Origin of the sequence: Pseudomonas saudimassiliensis (genome assembly GCF_000939975.1) — a bacterium.
In the GTDB taxonomy this organism is placed as follows: domain Bacteria; phylum Pseudomonadota; class Gammaproteobacteria; order Pseudomonadales; family Pseudomonadaceae; genus Halopseudomonas; species Halopseudomonas saudimassiliensis.
Genome location: NZ_LK391969.1, coordinates 1,958,194 through 1,981,830, shown reverse-complemented (window position 1 = coordinate 1,981,830; position 23,637 = coordinate 1,958,194). Strand labels below are relative to the sequence as shown.

General features: G+C 59.9%; 18 protein-coding genes. 10 read left to right on the top strand and 8 right to left on the bottom strand.

The window, feature by feature from the left end:
• Positions 1 to 62: 62 nt before the first annotated feature.
• The 7 genes from VG99_RS16090 to thiI form a co-directional block, all read right to left on the bottom strand.
• Positions 63 to 1,091 (bottom strand): hypothetical protein, encoded by a 1,029-nt coding sequence (locus tag VG99_RS16090; RefSeq protein ID WP_158023904.1) that lies wholly within the window; start codon positions 1,089 to 1,091, stop codon positions 63 to 65.
• A 98-nt stretch (positions 1,092 to 1,189) separates the two neighbouring features.
• Positions 1,190 to 1,879 carry a hypothetical protein gene (locus tag VG99_RS09135; RefSeq protein ID WP_044499478.1) on the bottom strand — a complete coding sequence of 230 codons (690 nt, stop codon included), beginning with the start codon at positions 1,877 to 1,879 and terminating at the stop codon, positions 1,190 to 1,192.
• 118 nt (positions 1,880 to 1,997) lie between these two features.
• Positions 1,998 to 2,528 (bottom strand): restriction endonuclease, encoded by a 531-nt coding sequence (locus VG99_RS16085; RefSeq protein WP_275425482.1) that lies wholly within the window; start codon positions 2,526 to 2,528, stop codon positions 1,998 to 2,000.
• A 374-nt stretch (positions 2,529 to 2,902) separates the two neighbouring features.
• Positions 2,903 to 4,003 (bottom strand): sigma-70 family RNA polymerase sigma factor family protein, encoded by a 1,101-nt coding sequence (locus VG99_RS09125; protein ID WP_044499476.1) that lies wholly within the window; start codon positions 4,001 to 4,003, stop codon positions 2,903 to 2,905.
• Positions 4,004 to 4,202: 199 nt separating this feature from the next.
• Positions 4,203 to 4,862, bottom strand: a complete 660-nt coding sequence (locus VG99_RS16080; protein WP_158023902.1) for a hypothetical protein — start codon at positions 4,860 to 4,862, stop codon at positions 4,203 to 4,205.
• A 439-nt stretch (positions 4,863 to 5,301) separates the two neighbouring features.
• Positions 5,302 to 7,113 carry a translational GTPase TypA gene (gene typA / locus VG99_RS09120; protein ID WP_044499475.1) on the bottom strand — a complete coding sequence of 604 codons (1,812 nt, stop codon included), beginning with the start codon at positions 7,111 to 7,113 and terminating at the stop codon, positions 5,302 to 5,304.
• 121 nt (positions 7,114 to 7,234) lie between these two features.
• Entirely contained in the window at positions 7,235 to 8,689 is a 1,455-nt protein-coding gene (gene thiI, locus VG99_RS09115) for a tRNA uracil 4-sulfurtransferase ThiI (protein ID WP_044499474.1), read from the bottom strand.
• A 324-nt stretch (positions 8,690 to 9,013) separates the two neighbouring features.
• Here thiI and glnA point away from each other — a divergent pair, with 324 nt between their 5' ends.
• Positions 9,014 to 10,417 carry a glutamate--ammonia ligase gene (gene glnA, locus VG99_RS09110; RefSeq protein ID WP_044499473.1) on the top strand — a complete coding sequence of 468 codons (1,404 nt, stop codon included), beginning with the start codon at positions 9,014 to 9,016 and terminating at the stop codon, positions 10,415 to 10,417.
• 345 nt (positions 10,418 to 10,762) lie between these two features.
• Positions 10,763 to 12,481 (top strand): L-lactate permease, encoded by a 1,719-nt coding sequence (locus VG99_RS09105; protein ID WP_044499472.1) that lies wholly within the window; start codon positions 10,763 to 10,765, stop codon positions 12,479 to 12,481.
• Between the two features lie 71 nt (positions 12,482 to 12,552).
• Here VG99_RS09105 and glcC read toward each other — a convergent pair whose 3' ends face one another.
• On the bottom strand, positions 12,553 to 13,353 hold the full coding sequence (glcC, locus tag VG99_RS09100; RefSeq protein ID WP_204216705.1) for a transcriptional regulator GlcC: 801 nt from the start codon (positions 13,351 to 13,353) through the stop codon (positions 12,553 to 12,555).
• A gap of 206 nt (positions 13,354 to 13,559) precedes the next feature.
• On the opposite strand from glcC, the gene glcD reads away from it, so the two are divergent.
• The 8 genes from glcD (at position 13,560) to ntrC (ending at position 23,584) form a co-directional block, all read left to right on the top strand.
• Positions 13,560 to 15,059: a glycolate oxidase subunit GlcD gene (gene glcD, locus VG99_RS09095; RefSeq protein WP_044499471.1), complete on the top strand. Its 1,500-nt coding sequence runs from the start codon at positions 13,560 to 13,562 to the stop codon at positions 15,057 to 15,059.
• Positions 15,059 to 16,153 carry a glycolate oxidase subunit GlcE gene (gene glcE, locus VG99_RS09090; protein ID WP_044499470.1) on the top strand — a complete coding sequence of 365 codons (1,095 nt, stop codon included), beginning with the start codon at positions 15,059 to 15,061 and terminating at the stop codon, positions 16,151 to 16,153. The genes glcD and glcE overlap by 1 nt, the downstream gene beginning before the upstream one ends.
• 18 nt (positions 16,154 to 16,171) lie before the next feature.
• The gene (gene glcF / locus VG99_RS09085; protein WP_044499469.1) at positions 16,172 to 17,389 is read left to right on the top strand and encodes a glycolate oxidase subunit GlcF; all 1,218 of its coding nucleotides are present in this window, start codon (positions 16,172 to 16,174) and stop codon (positions 17,387 to 17,389) included.
• A gap of 18 nt (positions 17,390 to 17,407) precedes the next feature.
• On the top strand, positions 17,408 to 17,809 hold the full coding sequence (locus VG99_RS09080) for a GlcG/HbpS family heme-binding protein (protein WP_044499468.1): 402 nt from the start codon (positions 17,408 to 17,410) through the stop codon (positions 17,807 to 17,809).
• Between the two features lie 19 nt (positions 17,810 to 17,828).
• Entirely contained in the window at positions 17,829 to 20,003 is a 2,175-nt protein-coding gene (locus tag VG99_RS09075; RefSeq protein ID WP_044499467.1) for a malate synthase G, read from the top strand.
• A 192-nt stretch (positions 20,004 to 20,195) separates the two neighbouring features.
• A complete protein-coding gene (locus VG99_RS09070; protein ID WP_052508758.1) occupies positions 20,196 to 20,825 on the top strand; it encodes a DUF4124 domain-containing protein in 630 nt (209 codons plus the stop codon).
• Between the two features lie 243 nt (positions 20,826 to 21,068).
• Positions 21,069 to 22,154 carry a nitrogen regulation protein NR(II) gene (gene glnL, locus VG99_RS09065; RefSeq protein ID WP_044499466.1) on the top strand — a complete coding sequence of 362 codons (1,086 nt, stop codon included), beginning with the start codon at positions 21,069 to 21,071 and terminating at the stop codon, positions 22,152 to 22,154.
• Complete coding sequence (gene ntrC / locus VG99_RS09060) at positions 22,151 to 23,584, top strand: nitrogen regulation protein NR(I) (RefSeq protein ID WP_044499465.1); 1,434 nt, start codon at positions 22,151 to 22,153, stop codon at positions 23,582 to 23,584. The genes glnL and ntrC overlap by 4 nt, the downstream gene beginning before the upstream one ends.
• The last annotated feature ends 53 nt before the right edge of the window (positions 23,585 to 23,637 follow it).

Here is a 23,637-nt window from a genome sequence, read left to right as displayed (position 1 = left end):
GGCGGGCTTTAGCCCGTCCCAGTGAGCGAAGCGAGCGGTTTGAACCACTTGTTAGATGCGGTTTATGGACTAGTAGTCAGCGTAGTGAATATGTTTTCAATTTCCCAGTCCGCTATGCCCTCTAAGCCGTTAGCTAAGTAATCTGATGGTACCGGAGCCTCTGGATCTGCCATCAAGGCCACTCGGCTCAAGATGGCATCTTTCGCCAAAGCCGGCAAACTATCCCACCAAGAAATACGAAAAGCGTGGTTTTCACAACAGGAGAATGAAAACCTGAGCAGTGCATCTTGTGGGCTTTTTCCGAGATTTACTGCACTCCCCAAAGACCTTGCGAGTGCTACACATGAACTATTACTGCTTGCGTGCCAGCACAAAGTAAATGACCACCCTTGAGCTAAGGGAGCAGTAAAAAATGTGATAAAATCTAATGGCAATTTAAAATCGCCAAGATCTTGTAGGCTTCCCCCGAGAAAATCGAAGTCTGGATATAGCACTCCAGACAGTTGTAGATGCCAAGGTGAATTAGACGTTAGCGTTAGAAACTCGAATTCACTATAGTTCTTGGAAAGCAACGCTGCATCGAAGTATCTTTTGTGATACTGAAGGCGTTGGAAGCCAAGTGAGTGCCCTATAAAAGAGGATTCAAGAAATTTTTTTTGTTCCGCATACAGAGATGATTTATTTATAAAATTCTTTAATGTGGTCGCGGCGTTTTCTTTTATAAAGTATTCTCGACACATACTTCGATAAGCATAAAGCGCTACTTGTTCTGGATTGGGTTCCAAAGGATAGTTATCAATGGGATTGAAAAGCTTGTTGTCGTGATGCTTACAGAAGCCGGAAAATGTAGATGCTTTTTTCCATCCAATCTTTTTTGGAAAAAGTTGGCAATTGTTATCTCGCAGGCCCGACATATTAGCAGTTATGCGGTATACATGGCCGGCTTCTGTTATCTCGCCCAATTGATTGCTTTTTTGAATTGAGTGGGCACTGATTATTTCGTTACAGCGCTCTCCGCGTTCGAAATGAAGGCATCGTCCGCGCGACTCATTGCGCTTCATTTCATTGAGGAAGTCTGATACTAATTTCATCAGGCACCTAACGCTTGCAGCATGCGCGCCCATGGAATGGAGCCGAAGGCGCAATGTAGTGGGCGTCGCTGTGCCTGCACTGGTTATGTTTGATACTGCTAAGAAGGCTGCAGCACTGCCCGTAGCTCATCTTTCAGCTCCTGACGAAGCAATTTTGTTTCAAGGTTCCATTCACGAAGCATTGAATAATGAAATGCTTCGAAATCAAAAGTTATACTTCCATTTTCGATAGATTTTCCATCAAAGTGTGCTGTAGCTTGCTCGTGTGCCTGCCCCATCTCTGCGTGCTTTCGCATGTAGAAGTCATTTATTTTTTGCAGAGTCGCGGTTACTTTTTTCTCAAGAATCGAGTCCATATACAACCCAACATCTTCCAGCTTGGCATACCCATTCGATACTGAATCAAATGCTCTGCTAAAGGCTTGAAAGTTCTCTGAAAAAAGATGGAAATATCTTGATGCGTTTTGTTCCTCCGGCGTCCCTGAGAAACGGCTGATTGTGGGCTTTTTACGAAACTGATGCCGTGGGAGTGATGTGTTTACGACTGCGGAGTAGCAGCGCTCAAGCGCTGACACCTTCTTTTGCTGGTAACTGACCGAATGTTCCTTTTTCGATTCTGCAAAGACCGAAAGTTCTGCTTCAAGCTGAAGCTTCTTGCCATCGAGGTGGTGTTGGAATTCCCGTTGTGATTTCTCCAACTGGTTCTTAATAAACAGCTTAAACAGAACTGCGACAGCTCCTGCTCCAACAAAGCCTCCGCCGATTAAGGATATCAAAAAGTCTCTCAAAGCATACTCCGTAAAACATAACGCCGTTGTTCAGCGGCAGCCTTGGCAGAGCGAAGCGGCGACAAGGCTGTCCGGTGGAGGGCCTAAGGCCCGGAACGAACTGCAACAGTTGGTTAGATCACGCCGTTGACCTTGCCCAAATCTGAAATTCGCTTTCGGAGAAATGCCCTTCACTTTGGCAAACTCCTCGGTCACATAGAAAAGCCGACAGCATCAATCCATCCATTCCGACAACGCCGCTCCGCTCAAGCAATTGCCACCCATCAAGGCTTATCTCCCCGGTAGTGAAGAAGAGCCTGAACACCGGATCACAGGCAAGAATCTCTAAATCTGGGTACGGACTCCCTTTAATTGAACTGAAAGCGCTGTGTCTTGCAAGCTCCACAGAACCAACAAGCTCCCTGATATCAGGTGTTGCAACCTTGATTGCGCGATAATGTTTCGCTTGGCCAATTAGCCATACATTCAATTGACTTTGAAGTGTAGGTGCAACGTCATCCGGGAAGATATGATTTTTCAACTTGAGTTTGCCAAAGAAATCAATCCCTTCATCACCGCTCAGTTTAGTCGTGTAAGAAGCTTCCGCACCGATTTGTTGAATCACTCTTGTACAAAACCCCTCGAATTCTTGGGGCGAGAGGCATCGCATAGCGCTTAGTAGTCGGAAGATATGTTTCCTTCGGCTCTTGTGCAGTATTCCCTCATGGGTTTCGGCCCCTTCTACAAAGGCGGCTCCTTGGATCAGGTAGTCTGAGGAAGAGTTGATCGCAAGAACCGAGGGACGGCCGAACCGGTCCGGCTTACCTAGCGCGTCTTTTATTAACATGAGCGCATTAGCTTCCCAGCTTTCAGCACGCTCTTCCGCTGCCGATTGCTGGGACTCCCACCCCTCACTCAGGATGACCTGACATAGCAAGTCACGAAGGGGCCGAGGTCTTGCTTCAATGTCAAGCGAGCGAACAAGAAGTGCAACTGCCTTTCGCGGCCCGGGGCGTCCCTTCGGTATATCGCCGAAATACAATGTTATCGATCCCTCAGCTCTTGGATGTCATTGAGGCGCTCATCGATTAGGTTTTTGAGGCTTTCCAACTCTGCTATGTCGCCATCCGAAATTTCTTTGATGATTCGAATACTCATGTCCTCTAGCGCTCGCTTGGCCGCAGAGACATTTCTTATCCAGTGCCTAGCCATTTCAGGCTGCTTGGCAATGGCAATTGCCTCGTCAATCGAGGACTCATGATGATTAATCAAACTATCGAAGGCATCCGGGTTGGGAAGTATGACGCGAAGCTCACGAACCTGGCCATAACTATTGATCTTTGGGGGTACATCTGAGACCTCTCCATCACCTTCCTCTATCCGACTGGGGCTTATAAGGCTATAAAACTTGTGCAACTCGTCCTCGTTGACGAATTGACCTTGCTGCTCGTCCCAACCAAGCCAGTCCTTTACTGAGCTAAGGGAGACGGCTTCGTGGAATACCGGGTAAAGGCTTGGCTTAAAGTGCTCTCCATACTCTTCATCTTGTTGAAACTGGTGAAGCGCTTTGAATGCCCGGTATCGACGATTCACTTCATGGGTTGACATGCCGAGCCTTTCCGCGACCTCGTTTGCTCCAAGCTCAAGATCATCTCTCATTGTTACCACAAGTTTGGCGCGTTGATAGCCGCCCCACTGCTTAATTCCCGAGACATGACGAATTCCCATTAAAGATGCATGTACGACTTGAGCATCTTGGTCGGCATTTACAACAACACAGGGTAATTCGCTGATGGAGGCTAACACTTCATCACTAACGGGGGCGCCAGCCGCATGATCTTCCTTGATCCATTTAGCCGCAGCCGTTCTTCGGTTTCCCTCAATTACAAGGAATTTATCTGGATCAGACGAGTACTTCCGAACAACTATGCGCTCACTTGGAATGTACGTGTTTGAGCCGATAGAACTCTTAAGCGCCTTCAACCCTTCCGATTGTTTCAGGCGTGCATAAGCTTTAGCCTGCACTTGAGACTCACCAAATCTCGCCTCATCTGCATAGACAAAGTCATCTGACTCCTGATAACGAAAGTTATTGGGATCGAGAAGAAGGTCGTCTAAAGCGATATGTCGCTCTTCGTAACTCATATTCAATGCACCATATTTCAAAATTATAAAGGATTGATTTTAGCATTATTCAAACTTGCTACTTGCGAACCGAGATCTAACGCCTTGCACACGCGAAACTGGGTTGGCGTGGCTTTGTGTTAATTTTTGAGCGCAGCGAGTAACACAAAGACGCGCCGGCCCAGTTTTCGCCGTGGTGCAACTTGTTAGGCATTTTTACCTACCTGACCATATTTCCGGTTAATATGTAAATAAATAACTTGCCAGAATTGGTAAGCTCATATGTTTCAAATGATCCATCATCTTTAAAATTTAATAGCCCGAGCCTAAGAAGTGAATCTCTATGAATAACTTTCTCAGTGTTGAGAAGAGTTTTTTCAAATAGCTCTTGGCTGGGAAGTTTGCGATTGTCTGCGTCGGATATGAAAACATGCCGATCTTCCTGCCTGTGTCTGAGTCGAAAGCTACGAGTCGGGTCAGCATAGCCGAGCAAGTAATCCACTTCTGCGTCAGACAAGCTAGCAAGCTTTGCTACGGAGCTAATTCTTAACTCCCACTCCTCGAGATAAGGAGGATCACGCAAAGGAACACAAATTGCGGCTAACCATGACCGCCGTTTAGCGCTATACGCTTTTGCGGATTCCAATAAAGAATTTTCTGCTAGATATCCAAACTGTTGATCTGACGTAAAAGACTTTGTCTCTAGCTTTTTAATACGCGATTCTAGTTTTTCAACAAAATCGATTACCCGATCTAGCCTTTGCTCTGGAATCTTGTCTATGCCTAATTCAGCAATAAAGCTTCCTCCTGGTATGAGCCCGGCAAATGCTTTGTATAGCTTTACTCTTTTATCGGTATTTGACTCGCCAAGCTCTTTCACCGTGATATTCCCTATGCCTAACAGTGATTAGACCGCATGCGGCACTAACACATAACAATGACTGCGGGTATAACACGGCCCCGCGAAGTCGTGCCAGATAAAATCTCTCAAACAAACAACGGCTTAGTGAGGCGCAACTTCACGGTTCGTATTCGCTTGGCCGCGTCTTTCCGTATTTCATTACTACCCCCGCATACGTGACAAGCACGCTACCGCCCCACTTTTCTGGCCAAGCAATGCCGGACTCTTCATGCTGTCGGAGGGAATGCAGGCTGTCCGTGCCGGGTGGGCGGGAGGTGGCTGCATTCCTTTGCCTTGGTTTTGAACATAGCGCAGATCATGGCGTCGGGCTACTGTCAGACGGTGGCGGCTTTCCAGCGGGCATGAAAAAGCCCCCGAGGCGTTAACCGTCGGGGGCTTTTTACAGCTGGCTAGCGGATCAGCCTTTGGCTGCGCGCTTGCGCTGGTTTTCGTCGAGGATCTTCTTGCGCAGACGGATCGACTTGGGTGTTACTTCAACCAGTTCGTCGTCTTCGATGAATTCCAGTGCCTGTTCCAGGGTGAACTTGATCGGCGGTACCAGGGCGATGACTTCATCCTTGCCGGAGGCGCGCATGTTGTCGAGTTTCTTGCCTTTGGTGGGGTTGATCACCAGGTCGTTGTCACGGCTGTGGATACCAGCCAGCTGGCCTTCGTAGATTTCCTGGCCGGGCTCGAGGAACAGCTTGCCGCGGCTCTGCAGGGTTTCCAGCGAGTAGGTCAGTGCCTTGCCGGTAGCCATGGAGACCAGTACGCCGTTCTGGCGGCCGCCCACGTCACCACCTTTGATCGGCCCGTAGTGGCTGAAGGTGGAGGTCAGGATGCCGGTACCGGAGGTCATGGTCAGGAAGCTGTTACGGAAGCCGATCAGGCCGCGGGCCGGAATGGTGTATTCCAGGCGGATACGACCCTTGCCATCCGGTGCCATGTTGGTCAGATCGCCCTTGCGCAGGCCCATCTGTTCCATCAGCGCACCCTGGTGCTGCTCTTCGATGTCGACGATGACATTCTCGTAGGGCTCCTGCTTCTCGCCGTCGACTTCCTTGATGACCACTTCCGGGCGGCCTACGGCCAGCTCGAAGCCTTCACGGCGCATGGTTTCAATGAGTACCGACAGGTGCAGTTCGCCACGGCCGGAGACCTTGAACTTGTCCGCGGAGTCGCCTTCTTCAACGCGCAGGGCGACGTTGTGCAGCAGTTCCTTTTCCAGACGCTCCTTGATGTTGCGGCTGGTGACGAACTTGCCTTCCTTGCCGGCAAACGGCGAGTCGTTGACCTGGAAGGTCATGGACACGGTCGGCTCGTCAACGGTCAGCGGCGGCAGGGCTTCGACGTTGTTCATGTCGCACAGGGTGTCGGAGATGTACAGCTCGTCCATGCCGCTGACGCAGACGATGTCGCCGGCTTGGGCTTCTTCGACTTCAACGCGCTGCAGGCCGGAGTGCCCCATGATCTTGAGGATACGCCCCTGACGCTTCTTGCCGTCAGCACCGATGGCGATAACCGGGGTGTTGGTCTTGACCTTGCCGCGGGTGATGCGGCCGATGCCGATGACGCCCAGGAAGCTGTTGTAGTCCAGCTGGGAGATCTGCATCTGGAACGGGCCGTCTACGTCTACCGAGGGTGCCGGGACGTGATCGACGATGGCCTGGAACAGCGGGTCCATGTTGTCTTCGAGGTTCTCGTGGTCGAGACCGGACAGGCCGTTCAGGGCGCTGGCGTAAACGATAGGGAAGTCCAGCTGCTTGTCGGTGGCGCCGAGGTTGTCGAACAGATCGAAGATCTGGTCTACCACCCAATCAGGACGCGCGCCGGGGCGGTCGATCTTGTTCACGACCACAATGGGGTTCAGGCCGGCCTGGAAGGCCTTCTGGGTCACGAAGCGGGTCTGCGGCATGGGGCCGTCGATGGAGTCGACTACCAGCAGCACGCAGTCAACCATGCTCATCACGCGCTCGACTTCACCACCAAAGTCGGCGTGGCCGGGGGTGTCGACGATGTTGATGTTGTAGTCTTTCCATTTCAGGGCAGTGTTCTTCGCCAGGATGGTGATACCACGTTCCTTTTCCTGGTCGTTGCTGTCCATGACGCGCTCGTTTTCGAGCTCCTTGCGATCCAAGGTACCGGACAGACGCAGCAGCTTGTCTACAAGCGTCGTCTTGCCGTGGTCAACGTGGGCAATAATGGCGATATTACGAAGATTCTCGATCACGGGGGTATCCTGGATTGCGAGGCGACAGGCGAGCCTGTCTGAAAAAAAGAGTCACGCATTATACAGACACTGAGGTGACAGTGTCTGTTTTTTGTACGAAGTTGTCGGACCGCCGGTAGATTTAGGCCCGCGGCAAGCGTAACACCCGCACGTTGTCATGCCCGCGGTCCAGCAAATACTGGGCATGCAGCTGGCTCATCACGCCTTTCTCGCAGTACAGCAGATAGGCCCGGCCCGGGTCCAGTTCGGCAAAGCGGCTGTTCAATTGATAGAAGGGCACGGCTTGCACCTCGACGCCTTCCAGCACCAGCGGGTTGGCCTCCTGCTCGTCGGGGTGGCGGACATCCAGCACCACCTGACCGGCCAGCGCCTGGTGCACCACCTCCACCTCGGAGCCATCCATATCCAGCTCCAGGTCGCGGCAGTCGGTGGAAATGGCCTGTTCGATGGCCTCTTCCAGCACGGCGAAATCGAAGCTGGCCTCGGCGGCGGTGACCTTCTTCATATTGGTGTGGATATCCGGGCTGACCGAAATCACGCCGCAGTATTCCGGCATGCTGGCGGAGAACGCCTCGGTACCGATGCGCCGCGCGGTGCGGATGATCTCGGTCTTGCTGGTAGTGATCAATGGGCGCAGCACCAGCATGTCGCAGGCCTGGTCGATGGCGGCCAGGTTCGGCAGGGTCTGGCTGGAGACCTGGGCGATGGCCTCGCCGGTGACCAACGCCTGGAAGCCGCGGCGCTGGGCGATACGGCTGGCGGCGCGCAGCATCATGCGCTTGAGCACCACGCCCATCTGGCTGTTGTCGACGTTCTGCAGGATTTCCGCGACCACGCCTTCAAAAGGCACACTGATGAAGCGCAGGCGGTGGCTGGCGGCGTATTTCTCCCACAGATAGTGCGCCACCTGGCGCACGCCCAATTCGTGGGCACGCCCGCCCAGGTTGAAGAATACAAAGTGGGGCAGAATGCCGCGCTGCAGCATCTGGTAGCTGGCCACGGTGGAATCGAAGCCGCCGGACATCAGGCTCAATACCGGCTCCATGGTGCCCAGCGGGAAACCGCCCAGGCCTTCATGGCGGGCCTGGATCAGGAACACGCGCTGCTGACGGATCTCCAGCTGGATCTCCACGTCCGGCGCCTTCAGGGAGACGCCCGCCGCCCCGCTCGCCTCCATCAACCGGGAGCCCAGCAGCCGGTTGACGTCGGTGGAGGAGAAAGGATGCTTGCCGATCCGCTTGCAGCGCACCGCGAAGGTCTTGCCGCGCAACTGCTCGGCAAAGCGCGCCACGCACAGGTCGGCCAGCTCTTCCAGGCTACCCAGCTCATGCTCGCGCACTTCATGGATGTGGTTGATGCCGGGGGTGTGCTGCAGCCGCTCGATCACCTGCGCCTGCACCGCCGGATCGTCGCCGGTGATGATTTCCAGGCTGTCCCAGTTGCCGGTGATGCGCAATTCCGGATCGATGGGCTTGAGTAGCGCCTTGAGGTTCTTGCGCAGCTGCTGAACGAAGCGTTTGCGCACCTGGGGCGACTTGATGGTGATCTCGGCGAAGAACTTGATAATCAGTTTCATAGGAACAATTCGGGGTCGGCGCAGCGAAAAGGGGCGCATTATACCGATGCCGCCCCGTGTTCGCCCGGTTTACCGACCGACGCGCCAATATGGTGCACCGCGGCTGTTCCCCGCACCGATCAAGTGCGCAATAATGCGGGGCAACTTCTGCACTGGTCGCCTGATCATGCTGCAGCCGGGGTTTGCGCAGCCTGGGGATGATGGCACAGCTTTTGCTCGCATTATCTGGACAAACGAACCGGGCGGAAAAATTGTCGAGTTCCGCATCACTACGTATGAAAGCCAGGCAGACACCTGGGATGAGATTTCCAACTGGAGAACAGCATGTCGAAAGCGATCCAACTGATCAACGAATTTGATGTGAAGTGGGTTGACCTGCGCTTCACCGACACCAAGGGCAAGCAGCAGCACGTGACCATGCCCGCCCGTGATGCGAACGAAGACTTCTTTGAAGAAGGCAAGATGTTCGATGGCTCCTCGATCGCCGGCTGGAAGGGCATCGAAGCATCCGACATGATCCTGATGCCCGACGACAGCACCGCGGTACTGGACCCCTTCACCGAAGAGCCGACCCTGATCATCGTCTGCGACATCATCGAGCCGGCCACCATGCAGCGCTATGACCGCGACCCGCGCAGCATCGCCCGCCTGGCCGAGGAATACCTGAAGTCCACCGGCATCGGCGACACCGCCTTCTTTGGTCCGGAGCCGGAATTCTTCATCTTCGACGAAGTGAAGTTCAAGTCCGACATCTCCGGCTCCATGTTCAAGATCTATTCCGAGCAGGCTTCCTGGAACACCGATGCCTCCTTCGAGACCGGTAACAAGGGCCACCGTCCGGGCGTCAAGGGCGGCTACTTCCCGGTCGCGCCGGTCGATCACGACCATGAAATCCGCACCGCCATGTGTAACGCGCTGGAAGAGATGGGCCAGATCGTGGAAGTGCACCACCACGAAGTGGCGACCGCCGGCCAGAACGAGATCGGCGTGCAGTTCAACACCCTGGTGGCCAAGGCCGACGAAGTGCAGAACCTGAAATACGTCGTCCACAACGTCGCCGATGCCTACGGCAAGACCGCCACCTTCATGCCCAAGCCGCTGTACGGCGACAACGGCTCCGGTATGCACGTGCACATGTCGATCAGCAAGGACGGCAAGAACACCTTTGCTGGCGAAGGCTATGCCGGTCTGTCCGAAACAGCCCTGTACTTCATCGGCGGTATCATCAAGCACGGCAAGGCGCTGAACGCCTTCACCAACCCGTCCACCAACTCCTACAAGCGTCTGGTCCCGGGTTTTGAAGCGCCGGTCATGCTCGCCTACTCGGCGCGCAACCGCAGTGCCTCCATCCGTATCCCGCACGTATCCAGCCCCAAGGCGCGCCGCATCGAAGCCCGCTTCCCGGATCCGGCTGCCAACCCCTACCTGGCCTTCGCTGCCCTGCTGATGGCCGGCCTGGATGGCATCCAGAACAAGATCCACCCCGGCGATGCCGCGGACAAGAACCTGTATGACCTGCCGCCGGAAGAAGCCAGTCAGATTCCGCAAGTCTGCGGCAGCCTGAAGGAAGCCCTGGAAGCGCTGGACGCCGACCGTGAATTCCTGACCAAGGGCAGCGTGTTCACTGACGAGTTCATCGATACCTTCCTCGAGCTGAAGTCGGCCGAAGAACTCAAGGTACGCACCTTCGTTCACCCGCTGGAATATGATCTGTACTACAGTGTCTGATCACTGCGGCCCTCTGCCCCAGGTGGCGGGCCGCACCGGTTGACCCTCAGAACCCCGGCCCGCCGGGGTTCGTTGTTTCTGGTCCGCCCCGCGGCTCGCTTGAACGCCGCGGTTTCGCTCTGGTAGGACCAGTATGGACGATTCCCGATGGCCAGCATGACCGTTTGGTCAGCCCCATGAATCCCTGGGGATCAGGGTTTGCAACCGTCAACCATGCAAAAATACTGGTCCTACCACTGAGATAACATCTAGACCTGTATCGCTGGTAATAGCAGTATCCTCCCGATCGAGTTAATGTCGCACTTGTAGTGCGCGTATCTCATAAAAAAAACAAGGGAAATCCAGATGAGCCAAACACTTTTGTCTCTGCTTGCATTCTTTCCTCTGGTTCTGGCGGGGGTCCTGCTGGTCGGGTTCCGCTGGCCGGCGAAGTTTGCAATGCCAGTCGTCTTTGTCGTCACCGTTGTCATCGCCCTGTTCGCCTGGGACATGACGGCAGTACGTGTCGCCGCTTCCACTCTGCAAGGCCTGGTGCTGACCGTATCCATTCTGTGGATCATCTTCGGCGCTATTCTCCTGCTCAACACCCTCAAGCATTCGGGCGGCATCCTGGCGATCCGCAAGGGCTTCTCGGGCATCAGTCCGGACCGGCGCGTACAGGCGATCATCGTCACCTGGCTGTTCGGTTGCTTCATTGAAGGCGCTTCGGGTTTCGGCACCCCGGCTGCGGTCGCCGCACCGCTGATGGTGGCGCTGGGCTTCCCGGCCGTCGCCGCGGTGGTGGTGGGCATGATCGTGCAGTCCTCGCCGGTGTCCTTCGGCGCGGTGGGCACGCCGATGATCGTGGGTGTGGGTTCGGGCCTGGACCAGGCGGCCATCGGTACCAGCCTGGCTACCGTAGGCGGTGACTGGCCGAGCTTCTTCCAGCAGATCGTGTCCCAGGTCGCCATCATGCACGCCCTGCTTGGCCTGCTGATGCCGCTGATCATGGTGATGATCCTGACCCGCTTCTTCGGCAAGAACCGCTCCTGGATGGAAGGCCTGGCTGTCGCCCCCTTCGCCCTGTTTGCCGCAGTATCCTTCTCTGTTCCCTACGCGCTGGCCGGGGTATTTCTCGGGCCGGAGTTCCCCTCCATCATCGGCGGCCTGGTCGGCCTGGCCATCGTGGTACCTGCCGCCAAGGCCGGCTTCCTGATGCCCAAGAAAACCTGGGACTTCGCTGATCCCAAGGAATGGCCTGCGGAGTGGATGGGCGCCGTCGAGATGAAACTGGATGACGTGGCTGGTAAGCGCCCCATCGCCATCTGGATGGCCTGGCTGCCCTATGTGCTGCTGGCCATCGTACTGGTGCTGTCGCGCACCAACGACACCCTGAAGGGCATGCTCAACAGCCTGAGCTTCAAGTTCACCGATATCCTCGGCGAAACCGGCCTGTCGGCCAGCCTCGAGCCGCTGTATCTGCCCGGCGGTATCCTGATCTTCGTCGTGCTGGTCACCGCCCTGCTGCACCGCATGAGCTTTACCGAGTTCAAACGGTCGCTGGGCGAGTCCACCAATACCCTGCTCGGCGCAGGCTTCGTCCTGGTATTCACCTTCCCCATGGTGCGCATCCTGATCAACTCGGGCGTGAACCTGGCTGACCTGCCATCCATGCCGGTGGCCATGGCCAACGCCGTTGCCAACGCCGTGGGCGATGTCTACCCGCTGTTCGCGCCGATGGTCGGTGCACTGGGCGCCTTCATTGCTGGCTCCAACACCGCGTCGAACCTGATGCTGTCGCAGTTCCAGTTCAACACGGCAGAGCTGCTGGGTATGTCCGGGGCCATGATTGTCGCAGGTCAGTCGGTGGGCGCGGCGGCCGGCAACATGATCGCCATCCACAACGTGGTGGCAGCCTCGGCCACCGTTGGCTTGCTGGGCCGCGAGGGTATTACCCTGCGCAAAACCCTGCTGCCGACCATCTACTACGTGACAGCGGCTGGCCTGCTGACCATGCTGGCGATCTATGTAATAGGTGTCAGCGATCCGCTCAGCGCAGCGGGCATCACTACCACCGGGAACTGATCCGGAAGGCAGTACGAAAAAATGGGCGGTGCACCGAGTGCACCGCCCATTTTTTATTCAGCTCTGCTTGGCTACTGCCAACCCTCCAGCCGCATGGTCGCCCGCTCCAGCCGCTGGCCCTCGTTCTCGATATCCCGCAGGTTGTCCCGAATGCTGTGGATATGGTCCACCGCGGCCCGTTTTGCCTGGGTCGGCAGCCGTTCCATCACTGCGTGGTAGAGCCGGGCATGCTGGCGATCCAGCTGCCGCTTGTGTGGCGGGCGGTGATAGAGGTTCTGCACCGAGGCGAATACGGAGCTGAGCAACAACTTGGTCAATGACTGCAGCGTATGCGCCAGCACCGGGTTGTGCGAGGCATCGCAGATCGCCAGGTGAAAGGCATGGTCCAGGTGCGCCAGGGTTTCCGGGTCGCGGACCGGGCCGGTGGTATGGGCGGCAACCATCTCATCGTACCGCCGCTGGATCAACACGAAGTCCGCTTCCGTGCCGCGCAGTGCGGCCAGCCGCGCCGACTCGCCTTCAAGCAGGGCGCGCACCTCCAACAGATCGAACAGGGTTCGCGGGTGGTTGTTGAACAGGTGCATCATCGGGGTATCGTCCCGATTACCCATCAGGCTGGCGACGTAGGAGCCGCGGCCCTGGGCCGTCTTGATCAGCCCCCTGCCGCGCAGGACTTTCAATCCCTCGCGCAGGGCGCTGCGCGAGATACCCAGCTTCTCGCATTGCTGCCGCTCTGATGGCAGCATCTGGCCCATTTTCAGAACCCCGTCCGCAATCAGTTTCTCAATGCGATCTGCGACCACATCGCCCACCTGGCGACGCTCCGAAGCACTTTCGACCATGACCTCACCCTTGCTGGTTTTACTGGTCATACCAGAGTAAGGATAGCCAAGCTGCAAATCCATCACATTTTTGTGAATGCCTGTATCCAATGGCCACAAGCGCTAAAAATACTGCCGCGAGACTTAAAAAACTGGTCCGACCAGCTGATTTTAGGCTGGACGTTCGCCAGTCAAACCAGCACTATCCGAGCCCATAAGCTGGTCCAAAGACCCTCGATAACAAACAGGTGATATCCGTGAACCTTCTTTATGATGAAAAGCTCGACGGTCCGCTGCCCACGGTGGACAAGGCGGGGCTGATAGACGAGCTGCGCCAGACCCTCCCCGAGCTGGAGGTGCTGCATGCCCGTGAAGACCTGCAACCCTACGAATGCGATGGGCTGTCGGCCTATCGCGTGCTGCCGTTGCTGGTGGTCATTCCCGAGACTGTTGAGCAGATCGAGACCTTCATGAAGATCTGCCATCGCCGCAAGGTGCCGGTTGTCGCCCGCGGCGCCGGTACCGGGCTGTCCGGCGGCGCGCTGCCGCTGGAAGGCGGCGTGCTGCTGGTTCTGGCCCGGCTGAAGACCATCCTTGAGGTCAACCCCGAAGGCCGCTTCGCCCGGGTTCAACCCGGCGTGCGCAACCTGGCGATTTCCGAAGCCGCTGCGCCTTACCAGCTGTACTACGCGCCCGACCCTTCCTCGCAGATCGCCTGTTCGATCGGCGGTAACGTGGCCGAGAACGCCGGCGGCGTGCACTGCCTGAAATACGGCCTGACCGTGCACAACCTGCTGAAGCTGGAAATCGTTACCGTCGAAGGCGAGCGCATGACCCTGGGCTCCGATGCCCTGGACAGCCCCGGCTTCGACCTGATGGCGCTGTTTACCGGCTCCGAAGGCATGCTCGGCATCGTTGTCGAAGTCACGGTCAAGCTGCTGCCCCGCCCCCAGGTGGCCCGGGTGCTGATGGCCAGCTTCGATGACGTGGGCAAGGCTGGCAAGGCGGTCGGTGACATCATCTCCGCCGGCATCATCCCCGGCGGCCTGGAAATGATGGACAACCTGGCGATCCGCGCAGCCGAGGACTTCATCCACGCCGGCTACCCGATCGAGGCCGAAGCCATTCTGTTGTGCGAGCTGGACGGGGTCGAAGCGGACGTTGCCGATGAGTGCGAACGGGTCCGGGCGGTGCTGGAAAACAGCGGCGCGACTGCCATCAGCCAGGCCAAGGACGACGCCGAGCGCGCCCTGTTCTGGGCCGGGCGCAAGAATGCCTTCCCGGCGGTGGGGCGTATTTCGCCTGACTACTACTGCATGGACGGGACCATTCCACGCCGCGAGCTGCCCCGGGTACTGCAGGGCATTGCCGATCTGTCCGCCGAGTACGGCCTGCGGGTCGCCAACGTCTTCCACGCTGGCGACGGCAATATGCACCCGCTGATCCTGTTCGATGCCAACCAGGAAGGTGAGCTGGAGCGCGCCGAGGCGGTGGGCGGCAAGATTCTCGAGCTGTGCGTTGCGGTCGGCGGTTCCATCACCGGTGAACACGGCGTGGGCCGCGAGAAGATCAATCAGATGTGCTCGCAATTCAACGACGACGAACTGCTGACCTTCCATGCCGTGAAGGCCGCGTTCGATCCCGATGGGCTGCTCAACCCGGGCAAGAACATCCCCACGTTGAACCGCTGCGCTGAATTCGGCGCCATGCATATCCATAACGGCGAGCTGCCCTTCCCTGAACTGGAGCGCTTCTGATGTCGGCACAACACGAACACGCCCATCGCCCTGGCGAGCGCCCTGCGTCAGCCAGCGAACAGCAACTGCTGCAGCAGGTCCTCGATGCCCTGCAGAGCAACACGCCCCTGGCCATCCAGGGTGCCAACAGCAAGGCCTTTCTCGGCCGTCCGGTAGCCGGCGAGGTGCTGGATACTCGTCAGCACAGCGGTATCGTCAACTACGATCCCACCGAGCTGGTGGTGACCGTGCGCAGCGGCACGCCGCTGGTCGAGCTGTTCGCCGCCCTGGATGAACAGGGCCAGACGCTGACCTGCGAACCGCCCACCTTCGGCGGCCAGGCGACCGTGGGCGGTATGGTCGCCGCCGGGCTGTCCGGCCCGCGCCGTCCGTGGTCCGGTGCGGTGCGCGACCTGGTACTCGGCACCCGGGTCATTACCGGCCAGGGCAAGCTGCTGCGCTTTGGCGGCGAAGTCATGAAGAACGTTGCGGGTTATGACCTGTCCCGCCTGATGGCAGCCAGCTTCGGCCAGCTCGGGGTAATTACCGAAGTCTCGATGAAGGTACTGCCCAAGCCGGTGAGCAGCCACCACCTGCGCCTGGAGCTGCCGGTGGACAAGGCCCTGCTCAAGCTCGCCGAATGGGGCCAGCAGCCGATTCCGATCACTGCGGCCAGCTATCTGGACGGGCATCTGCACCTGCGCCTGGAAGGCGGCATCGGCTCGGTTCGCTCCGCGGCCGACCGCATCGGCGGCGAGGAGCTGGATGCCGGCTTCTGGGCCCAGCTCAACGAACAGCAACTGGCGTTCTTCCAGGACCCGCGCCCGCTGTGGCGTCTGTCCCTGCCGCCGCTGACCCCGGCGCTGGAGCTGCCCGGCGACACACTGCTGGACTGGGCCGGTGCCCAGCGCTGGCTGAAAAGCGCGGCCGCGGCCGAGGAGATCCAGGCGCTGGCCAGCCGCCACGGCGGGCACGCAACCTGCTATACCGCAGGCGTGACCGAGAACCCGTTCCAGCCCCTGGCCCCGCTGCTGCAGCGCTACCACCGGCAACTGAAAAAACAACTCGATCCGCAGGGCTTGTTCAACCCCGGCCGGCTGTATTCCGGGCTCTGAGATCCACGAGGTACGACCATGCAAACCAATCTCACTGAACAGGCGCGCAAGCTCCCCCGCGCCGCAGAAGCCGAAAGCATTCTGCGCTCCTGTGTCCATTGCGGGTTCTGTAACGCCACCTGCCCGACCTATCAGCTGCTCGGCGACGAGCGCGACGGTCCGCGCGGGCGCATCTATCTGATCAAGGCATTTCTCGAAGGCGAAGCCACTACCCGGGAAACCCAGCTGCACCTGGACCAGTGCCTGAGCTGCCGCAACTGCGAAACCACCTGCCCCTCCGGGGTGAAGTACCACAACCTGCTGGATATCGGCCGCGAAGCCATGGCCGGGGAAATCGAGCGCCCGCTGCAGCAGCGCATGCTGCGCTCGGCGCTGCGTACTGTGGTCCCCAACCCGGTGATCTTCAATCCGCTGCTCAAGGCTGGCCAGGCGGTGCGTACCTTCATGCCGGAAGCGATCAAGGACAAGATCCCGGCCAAGCCCGCCACAGCCAAGCCGCGCCCCGCGCCGCGCCATGCCCGCCACGTGCTGATCCTGGAAGGCTGTGCCCAGCAGGGCCTGTCGCCCAACACCAACGCGGCGACCGCGCGGGTACTGGATCGCCTGGGCATCTCGATCAAGCCGATCCGCGAAGCGGGCTGCTGCGGCGCGGTGGATTATCACCTGGATGCCCAGCAGACTGGCCTGGACCGTGCCCGTCGCAATATCGACGCCTGGTGGCCGGCCATCGAGGCCGGTGCCGAAGCCATAGTGCAGACCGCCAGCGGCTGCGGCGCCTTCGTCAAGGAATACGCCCACCTGCTGCGCGATGACCCGGCCTATGCGACCAAGGCGCAAAAGGTCAGCGCCCTGGCGCTGGACCTGGTCGAGGTGCTGGAGAAGGAAGACCTGGAGCCGCTGCAGGCCAAGTCCTCGCAGAAGCTGGCCTTCCACTGCCCCTGCACCCTGCAGCACGCCCAGAAGCTGGGCGGCCGGGTGGAGCCGATCCTGCGCAAGCTCGGCTTCAGCCTGACGCCGGTCGCCGATGCGCACCTGTGCTGCGGCTCGGCCGGCAGCTACTCGATCACCCAGCCCGTGCTGGCCCGGCAACTGCGGGATAACAAGCTCAACGCGCTGGAAGCCGGCAAACCGGATACCATCGTCACTGCCAATATTGGCTGCCAGTCCCATCTGGGCTCAGCCAACCGAACACCCGTGCGCCATTGGATCGAAGTTGTCGAAGACGCACTCAATTGATTACCAGGAGATAACAAGATGCTGAGCAAACCCGTACTGACTCTCGAAGAAGCCAACCGCATGATCGATGCCGCCTTTGCTGAGGCGGACGCCAACAGCTGGAAGGTCACCGTGGCCGTGGTGGACGATGGCGGGCACATCCTGGCCATGCGCCGCATGGACGGCTGCGCGCCGATCGCCTCCTACATCGCGCCGCAGAAGGCCCGCAGCGCGGCCCTGGGCCGTCGCGACACCAGCGAGTTCGAAGCCATGATCAACGGCGGCCGCACTGCCTTCCTGTCCGCTCCGGAAGTCTCCGGCCTGCTCGAAGGCGGCGTACCGCTGAAGGTCGAGGGTCAGGTTGTTGCCGCGATTGGCGTCTCCGGCGTCAAACCGGATCAGGATGCCCAGGTCGCCAAGGCCGGCATCGCCGCACTGTAACCCGAGGAGGATGTTTCCAATGACTCAACGCACCGACATCCAGGGCCTGCAGATCGATACGGCCCTGCACCAGTTCATCGAGCAGCAGGCGCTGCCGGGCACCGGCGTGGACGCCGCTGCCTTCTGGGCTGGCTTCAGCGAACTGGTCCATGACCTGGCGCCGAAGAACCGCGCCCTGCTGGCCGAACGTGACCGCCTACAGGCCGAGCTGGACCAGTGGCACCGCGCCAACCCCGGCCCGATCCGGGACATGGCTGCCTACCGCGAATTCCTCACCTCCATTGGCTACCTCAAGCCGGTGCCGGCGGACTTCCGCATCACCACCGCCAACACGGATATCGAAATCACCCAGCAGGCCGGCCCGCAGCTGGTGGTACCGGTCATGAACGGCCGCTACGCGCTGAACGCCGCCAACGCCCGCTGGGGCAGCCTGTACGATGCGCTGTACGGCACCGATGCCATCTCCGACGACGATGGTGCCGAGCGTGGCCCGGGCTACAACCCCGTACGTGGCGACAAGGTCATTGCCTTTGCCCGCAATTTCCTCAACCAGTGCATCCCGCTGGCCGCAGGCGACCACACCCAGGTCGAGCGCTACAGCGTGCAGGACGGCCAGCTGCTGGTGACCCTGCTTTCCGGCCAGACCACCGGCCTGCAGAACCCCGAGCTGTTCGTCGGTTACCAGGGCACCCCGGCCAACCCCGACGAGCTGCTGTTCGTCCATAACGGCCTGCACTTCGAGATCCAGATCGACCGCAACCACCCGATCGGCAAGACCGACGCGGCCGGCGTGAAGGACGTGCTCATGGAAGCCGCCGTTTCCACCATCATGGACTGCGAAGACTCGATCGCCGCCGTCGATGCCGAAGACAAGGTGCTGGCCTACGGCAACTGGCTGGGCCTGATGCGCGGCGACCTGATCGAGAACATGGAAAAGGGCGGCAAGCCCATGGTCCGCAAGCTCAATCCGGATCGCCAGTACGTCACGCCGGACGGCAAGGAGCTGACCCTGCACGGTCGCTCGCTGCTGTTCATCCGTAATGTCGGCCATCTGATGACCAACCCGGCCATCCTGCTGAAAGACGGCAGCGAGATCCCCGAAGGCATCATGGACGCCGTCTGCACCAGTCTGATCGCCATGCACGACCTGCAGCGCAAGGGCAACTCGCGCACCGGCAGCATCTACATCGTCAAACCCAAGATGCATGGCCCGGACGAAGTCGCCTTCGCCAACGAGCTGTTCGGTCGCGTCGAGCAGCTGCTCGGCCTGCCGGAAAACACCATCAAAATGGGCATCATGGACGAAGAGCGCCGCACTTCGGTCAACCTGAAAGCCTGCATCCAGGCTGCCAGCGCCCGGGTCGCCTTCATCAACACCGGCTTCCTCGACCGCACCGGCGACGAGATGCACACGGTGATGCAGGGCGGGCCGGTACTGCGCAAGGGCGACATGAAGCCCACCGCGTGGATCCAGGCCTACGAGCGCAATAACGTGCTGGTCGGCCTGACCTGCGGCCTGCGCGGCAAGGCGCAGATCGGCAAGGGCATGTGGGCCATGCCGGACCTGATGGCGGCCATGCTGGAGCAGAAAATCGGCCATCCCAAGGCCGGTGCCAACACCGCCTGGGTACCTTCGCCGACCGCCGCCGTGCTGCACGCCCTGCACTACCACCAGGTGAATGTGCAGGCCGTCCAGGAAGAGCTGGAGAAGATCTCCCTGGCGGACGAGCAGGACGCTCTGCTCACCGGTCTGCTCACCGCGCCCCTGGCTGAACAGGCCAACTGGAGCGACGCGGAGAAGCAGGAGGAGCTGGACAACAACGCCCAGGGTATCCTCGGCTACGTGGTCCGCTGGGTGAACCAGGGGGTGGGCTGCTCCAAGGTGCCGGATATCAACAATATCGGCCTCATGGAAGACCGCGCGACCCTGCGCATCTCCAGCCAGCACATGGCCAACTGGCTGCACCACGGCGTGGTCAGCAAGGAGCAGGTCATCGAGACCTTCGAGCGCATGGCCAAGGTGGTGGACCAGCAGAACGCCGGCGACCCGGAGTACAGCCCGATGGCCACCGATTTTGCCAACTCGCCGGCCTACCAGGCGGCGCTGGACCTGGTATTCAAGGGTCTGGAGCAGCCCAGCGGCTATACCGAGCCGTTGCTGCACCACTGGCGGCAGGTGGCCAAGGCGCGCTGATCGGCGCCTGGCTCCCGCTGTGAGAACGCCCCCGTTATCGGGGGCGTTTTTGTTTGTCTCCCTCTCCGCGCACACCCTCACCCGACCGCCGGTTGCGGGCGTTACCCCAACGGCTGCTCATCCCGGCACTTGCCCCCTTGCCAGCCCGCTGATTGAGTGCAACGCTTAGGCAAAATCAATGGAGTGACTAGCATGTTCCGCTTACCCCTGCCCGGCGCCCTGTGCGCCCTGCTCGTGCTCGCCGGCCCGGCGGCCGCCCAGATCTATTCGTGGACCGACGCGGAAGGAAACCGCATGTTCTCCGACCAACCCCGCCCGGGCGCCAGCACCGTCGAGCTGGGGCCGACCAATGTGATCGAGCCACCGCCCATCGCCGCGCCAGCGCCCTCCTCCAGCACCGCGGACGAGCAGCAACAGCAGGGCAGCTTCTACCGGGAGCTGAGCATTACCAGCCCGGCCCACGACAGCAATATCCGCAGTAACGAGGGCGACCTGACCCTGGTCGTGCAGACCGACCCGCCGCTGGGCGGTAGCCATTTGCTGCGCGTGTCGCTGGACGGCGTGCTCAGTGACAGTGCGGTGCCGGGCAACGGCGCCGCCATGCACCAGCTGACCATCGGCAACGTGGATCGGGGCAGCCACGAAGTAGCCGTGGTGGTGGTCAATGCCCGGGGCGAAGAGTTGCAGCGCAGCGCGCCCATCACCGTGCACCTGCAACGCACCTCCCTCAACCAGCCAGGCCGGGGTGGCGCCAACCAGGCGCCCCGGGCACCGGCCGCGCCCCGGGCACCCAATGTGCCAAAACCGGGCGCGGGCGGCTGAGCCAATCCGCTGCGCACCATAATGGTGCGCGCGCACTTTTTTCGTGCCATAGTGAGGTGCCAATCGGCGCCCACCCTGGCACCGCCACAGTCCTGCTACTCCGCCGCCGTCCGGCGGGTACCGGGCCGCTGCCGCCCGGCACGCACCCCGGCTGAGCACAGCCCGGGACCCACGCGCTGATCTGGTTCGCTTCTTGCAACAGCTGGCGGAACAGCTGCCCACAGCGTCGTGGATATATGCCCTATGCTACCTGATCCCTTTTTGCGCCAGATCCTGGACAACCTCACCACAGCGGTGCTGCTGCTGGATGACCGGTTGCACGCCAGTTACATGAACCCCGCCGCCGAGATGCTGCTCGAAGTCAGCGGCCAGCGGGTGATCGGCCAACGGCTCGACAGCCTGTTCAGCGACTCGGTGGAATCCTTGCAATCGCTGCGCAACACCGTCGTCAACGGGCATCCGTTCACCAAGCGCGAAGCGCAACTGAACCTGAGCAATGGGCAGACCCTGGTCGCCGACTACTCGGTAACCCCGATCACTGCCATGGAACGCAACTGGGTGCTGCTGGAGCTGCTGCCGCGCGACCGCCTGCTGCGCATCACCCGGGAGGAAGCCCAACTGTCCAAACAGGAAGTGACCCGGGTGCTGGTCCGCGGCCTGGCCCACGAGATCAAGAACCCGCTGGGCGGCATCCGCGGTGCGGCGCAGCTACTCGCCCGCGAGCTGCCCAACGCCGACCTGCAGGATTACACCGACGTGATCATCCAGGAGGCCGACCGCCTGCGCAATCTGGTGGACCGCATGCTGGGCCCCTACCGGCCGCCGCAGCTGACCAGCATCAACATCCACGAAATTACCGAGCGGGTCTGCAGCCTGATCGAAGCGGAAACCCAGGGCGACCTGCAGATCCTGCGCGACTACGACCCCAGCATTCCCGACCTCATGGGCGACCGGGAGCAACTGATCCAGGCGGTGCTGAATATTGTCCGCAATGCCATGCAGGCGCTGCTGGCCGCGCCCATTACCCGCCACGGGCAGATCACCCTGCGCACCCGCACGCTGCGCCAGTTCACCATCGGCCAGCGTCGCCATCGCCTGGTGTGCCGGCTGGAGATCTTCGACAACGGCCCCGGCATCGCCCCCGGCATCCTCGACAGCATCTTCTACCCCATGGTCAGCGGGCGCGCCGATGGCACCGGCCTGGGCCTGTCGATCACCCAGAACATCATCACCCGGCACCATGGCCTGATCGAATGCGAAAGCGTGCCGGGTTGTACCGTCTTTACCCTGTTTCTGCCGCTGGATTTCACTCCGGGAGAGGAAGAATGACTCGAACTGATAACGTCTGGATTGTTGATGACGACCGCTCCATCCGCTGGGTACTGGAAAAGGCGTTGCAGCAGGACGGCATGCAGCCATTGTGCTTCGACAGTGCCGACAGCGCCCTGGCCCGCCTGCAGCGTCAGCAACGCCCCGACGTGCTGATCAGTGATATCCGCATGCCGGGCACCAGCGGCCTGGAACTGCTATCGAGTATCCGCGAGCGCTACCCCAAGCTGCCGGTCATCATCATGACCGCCCATTCCGACCTGGACAGCGCCGTGGCCTCCTACCAGGGCGGCGCCTTCGAGTATCTGCCCAAGCCCTTCGATGTGGACGAGGCGGTATCCCTGGTGCGCCGGGCGCTGGCCCACAGCAGCGAGCAGGATGACCACGAAGCGGACCGTCATATCGGCCACACACCCGAGATCATCGGCGAGGCGCCGGCGATGCAGGAGGTGTTCCGTGCTATCGGCCGGCTGTCCCACTCCAATATCACGGTGCTGATCAATGGCGAATCCGGCACCGGCAAGGAGCTGGTGGCCCATGCCCTGCACCGCCACAGCCCGCGGGCGCGCAACCCCTTCATTGCCCTGAACATGGCGGCCATTCCCCATGATCTGATGGAGTCGGAACTGTTCGGCCACGAGAAGGGCGCCTTCACTGGCGCCGCCATGCAGCGCCGCGGCCGCTTCGAGCAGGCTGACGGCGGCACCCTGTTTCTCGACGAGATCGGCGACATGCCCGCCGAGACCCAGACCCGGCTGCTGCGCGTGCTGGCGGACAGCGAATTCTACCGGGTCGGCGGCCATACCCCGGTCAAGGTGGATGTACGCATCATCGCCGCCACCCACCAGGACCTGGAGGCGCTGGTGCAGGCCGGCAAATTCCGTGAGGACCTGTTCCACCGCTTGAATGTGATCCGTATCCATATTCCGCGGCTTACCGAACGCCGGGAAGATATTCCCGCGCTGGCCCAGCATTTCCTGACCCGGGCCGCCCAGGAGCTGGCGGTCGAGCCCAAGGTGCTCAAGCCGCAGACCCGCGACTACCTGCGCAACCTGCCCTGGCCGGGCAACGTCCGCCAACTGGAGAACACCTGCCGCTGGATCACCGTCATGGCATCCAGCCGCGAGGTACTGGTGGAAGACCTGCCGCCGGAGCTGCTCAACCAGCACCAGGACAGTGCAGGGGATGGCCATTGGGAGCAGAGTTTGCGCACCTGGGCCGACCAGGAACTGGCCCGGGGGGTGACCCAGCTGCTGGACCATGCGGTGCCGGTATTCGAGCGGATCATGATCGAGACCGCCCTCAAGCACACCGCGGGCAGACGCCGGGATGCCGCGCAGTTGCTGGGCTGGGGGCGCAACACCCTGACCCGCAAGATCAAGGATCTGGGCCTCGAATTGGGCGCCGACGACGATGATGAAACCGAATGATCACCGCTGTGCAATGAAACTGGCACACTAACTGCTTAGTATGTCAGTGGGTG

What these genes read in the sequence shown, in the direction of transcription:
- glnA (WP_044499473.1), top strand. Translation starts at nt 9,014, where the DNA reads ATGTCGAAAGCGATCCAACTGATCAACGAATTTGATGTGAAGTGGGTT.
- VG99_RS16085 (WP_275425482.1), bottom strand. Translation starts at nt 2,528, where the DNA reads ATGCGATGCCTCTCGCCCCAAGAATTCGAGGGGTTTTGTACAAGAGTG.
- VG99_RS09070 (WP_052508758.1), top strand. Translation starts at nt 20,196, where the DNA reads ATGTTCCGCTTACCCCTGCCCGGCGCCCTGTGCGCCCTGCTCGTGCTC.
- VG99_RS09125 (WP_044499476.1), bottom strand. Translation starts at nt 4,003, where the DNA reads ATGAGTTACGAAGAGCGACATATCGCTTTAGACGACCTTCTTCTCGAT.
- ntrC (WP_044499465.1), top strand. Translation starts at nt 22,151, where the DNA reads ATGACTCGAACTGATAACGTCTGGATTGTTGATGACGACCGCTCCATC.
- thiI (WP_044499474.1), bottom strand. Translation starts at nt 8,689, where the DNA reads ATGAAACTGATTATCAAGTTCTTCGCCGAGATCACCATCAAGTCGCCC.
- VG99_RS09105 (WP_044499472.1), top strand. Translation starts at nt 10,763, where the DNA reads ATGAGCCAAACACTTTTGTCTCTGCTTGCATTCTTTCCTCTGGTTCTG.
- VG99_RS16090 (WP_158023904.1), bottom strand. Translation starts at nt 1,091, where the DNA reads ATGAAATTAGTATCAGACTTCCTCAATGAAATGAAGCGCAATGAGTCG.
- glnL (WP_044499466.1), top strand. Translation starts at nt 21,069, where the DNA reads ATGCTACCTGATCCCTTTTTGCGCCAGATCCTGGACAACCTCACCACA.
- glcE (WP_044499470.1), top strand. Translation starts at nt 15,059, where the DNA reads ATGTCGGCACAACACGAACACGCCCATCGCCCTGGCGAGCGCCCTGCG.
- glcC (WP_204216705.1), bottom strand. Translation starts at nt 13,353, where the DNA reads ATGACCAGTAAAACCAGCAAGGGTGAGGTCATGGTCGAAAGTGCTTCG.
- VG99_RS09075 (WP_044499467.1), top strand. Translation starts at nt 17,829, where the DNA reads ATGACTCAACGCACCGACATCCAGGGCCTGCAGATCGATACGGCCCTG.
- VG99_RS09080 (WP_044499468.1), top strand. Translation starts at nt 17,408, where the DNA reads ATGCTGAGCAAACCCGTACTGACTCTCGAAGAAGCCAACCGCATGATC.
- glcF (WP_044499469.1), top strand. Translation starts at nt 16,172, where the DNA reads ATGCAAACCAATCTCACTGAACAGGCGCGCAAGCTCCCCCGCGCCGCA.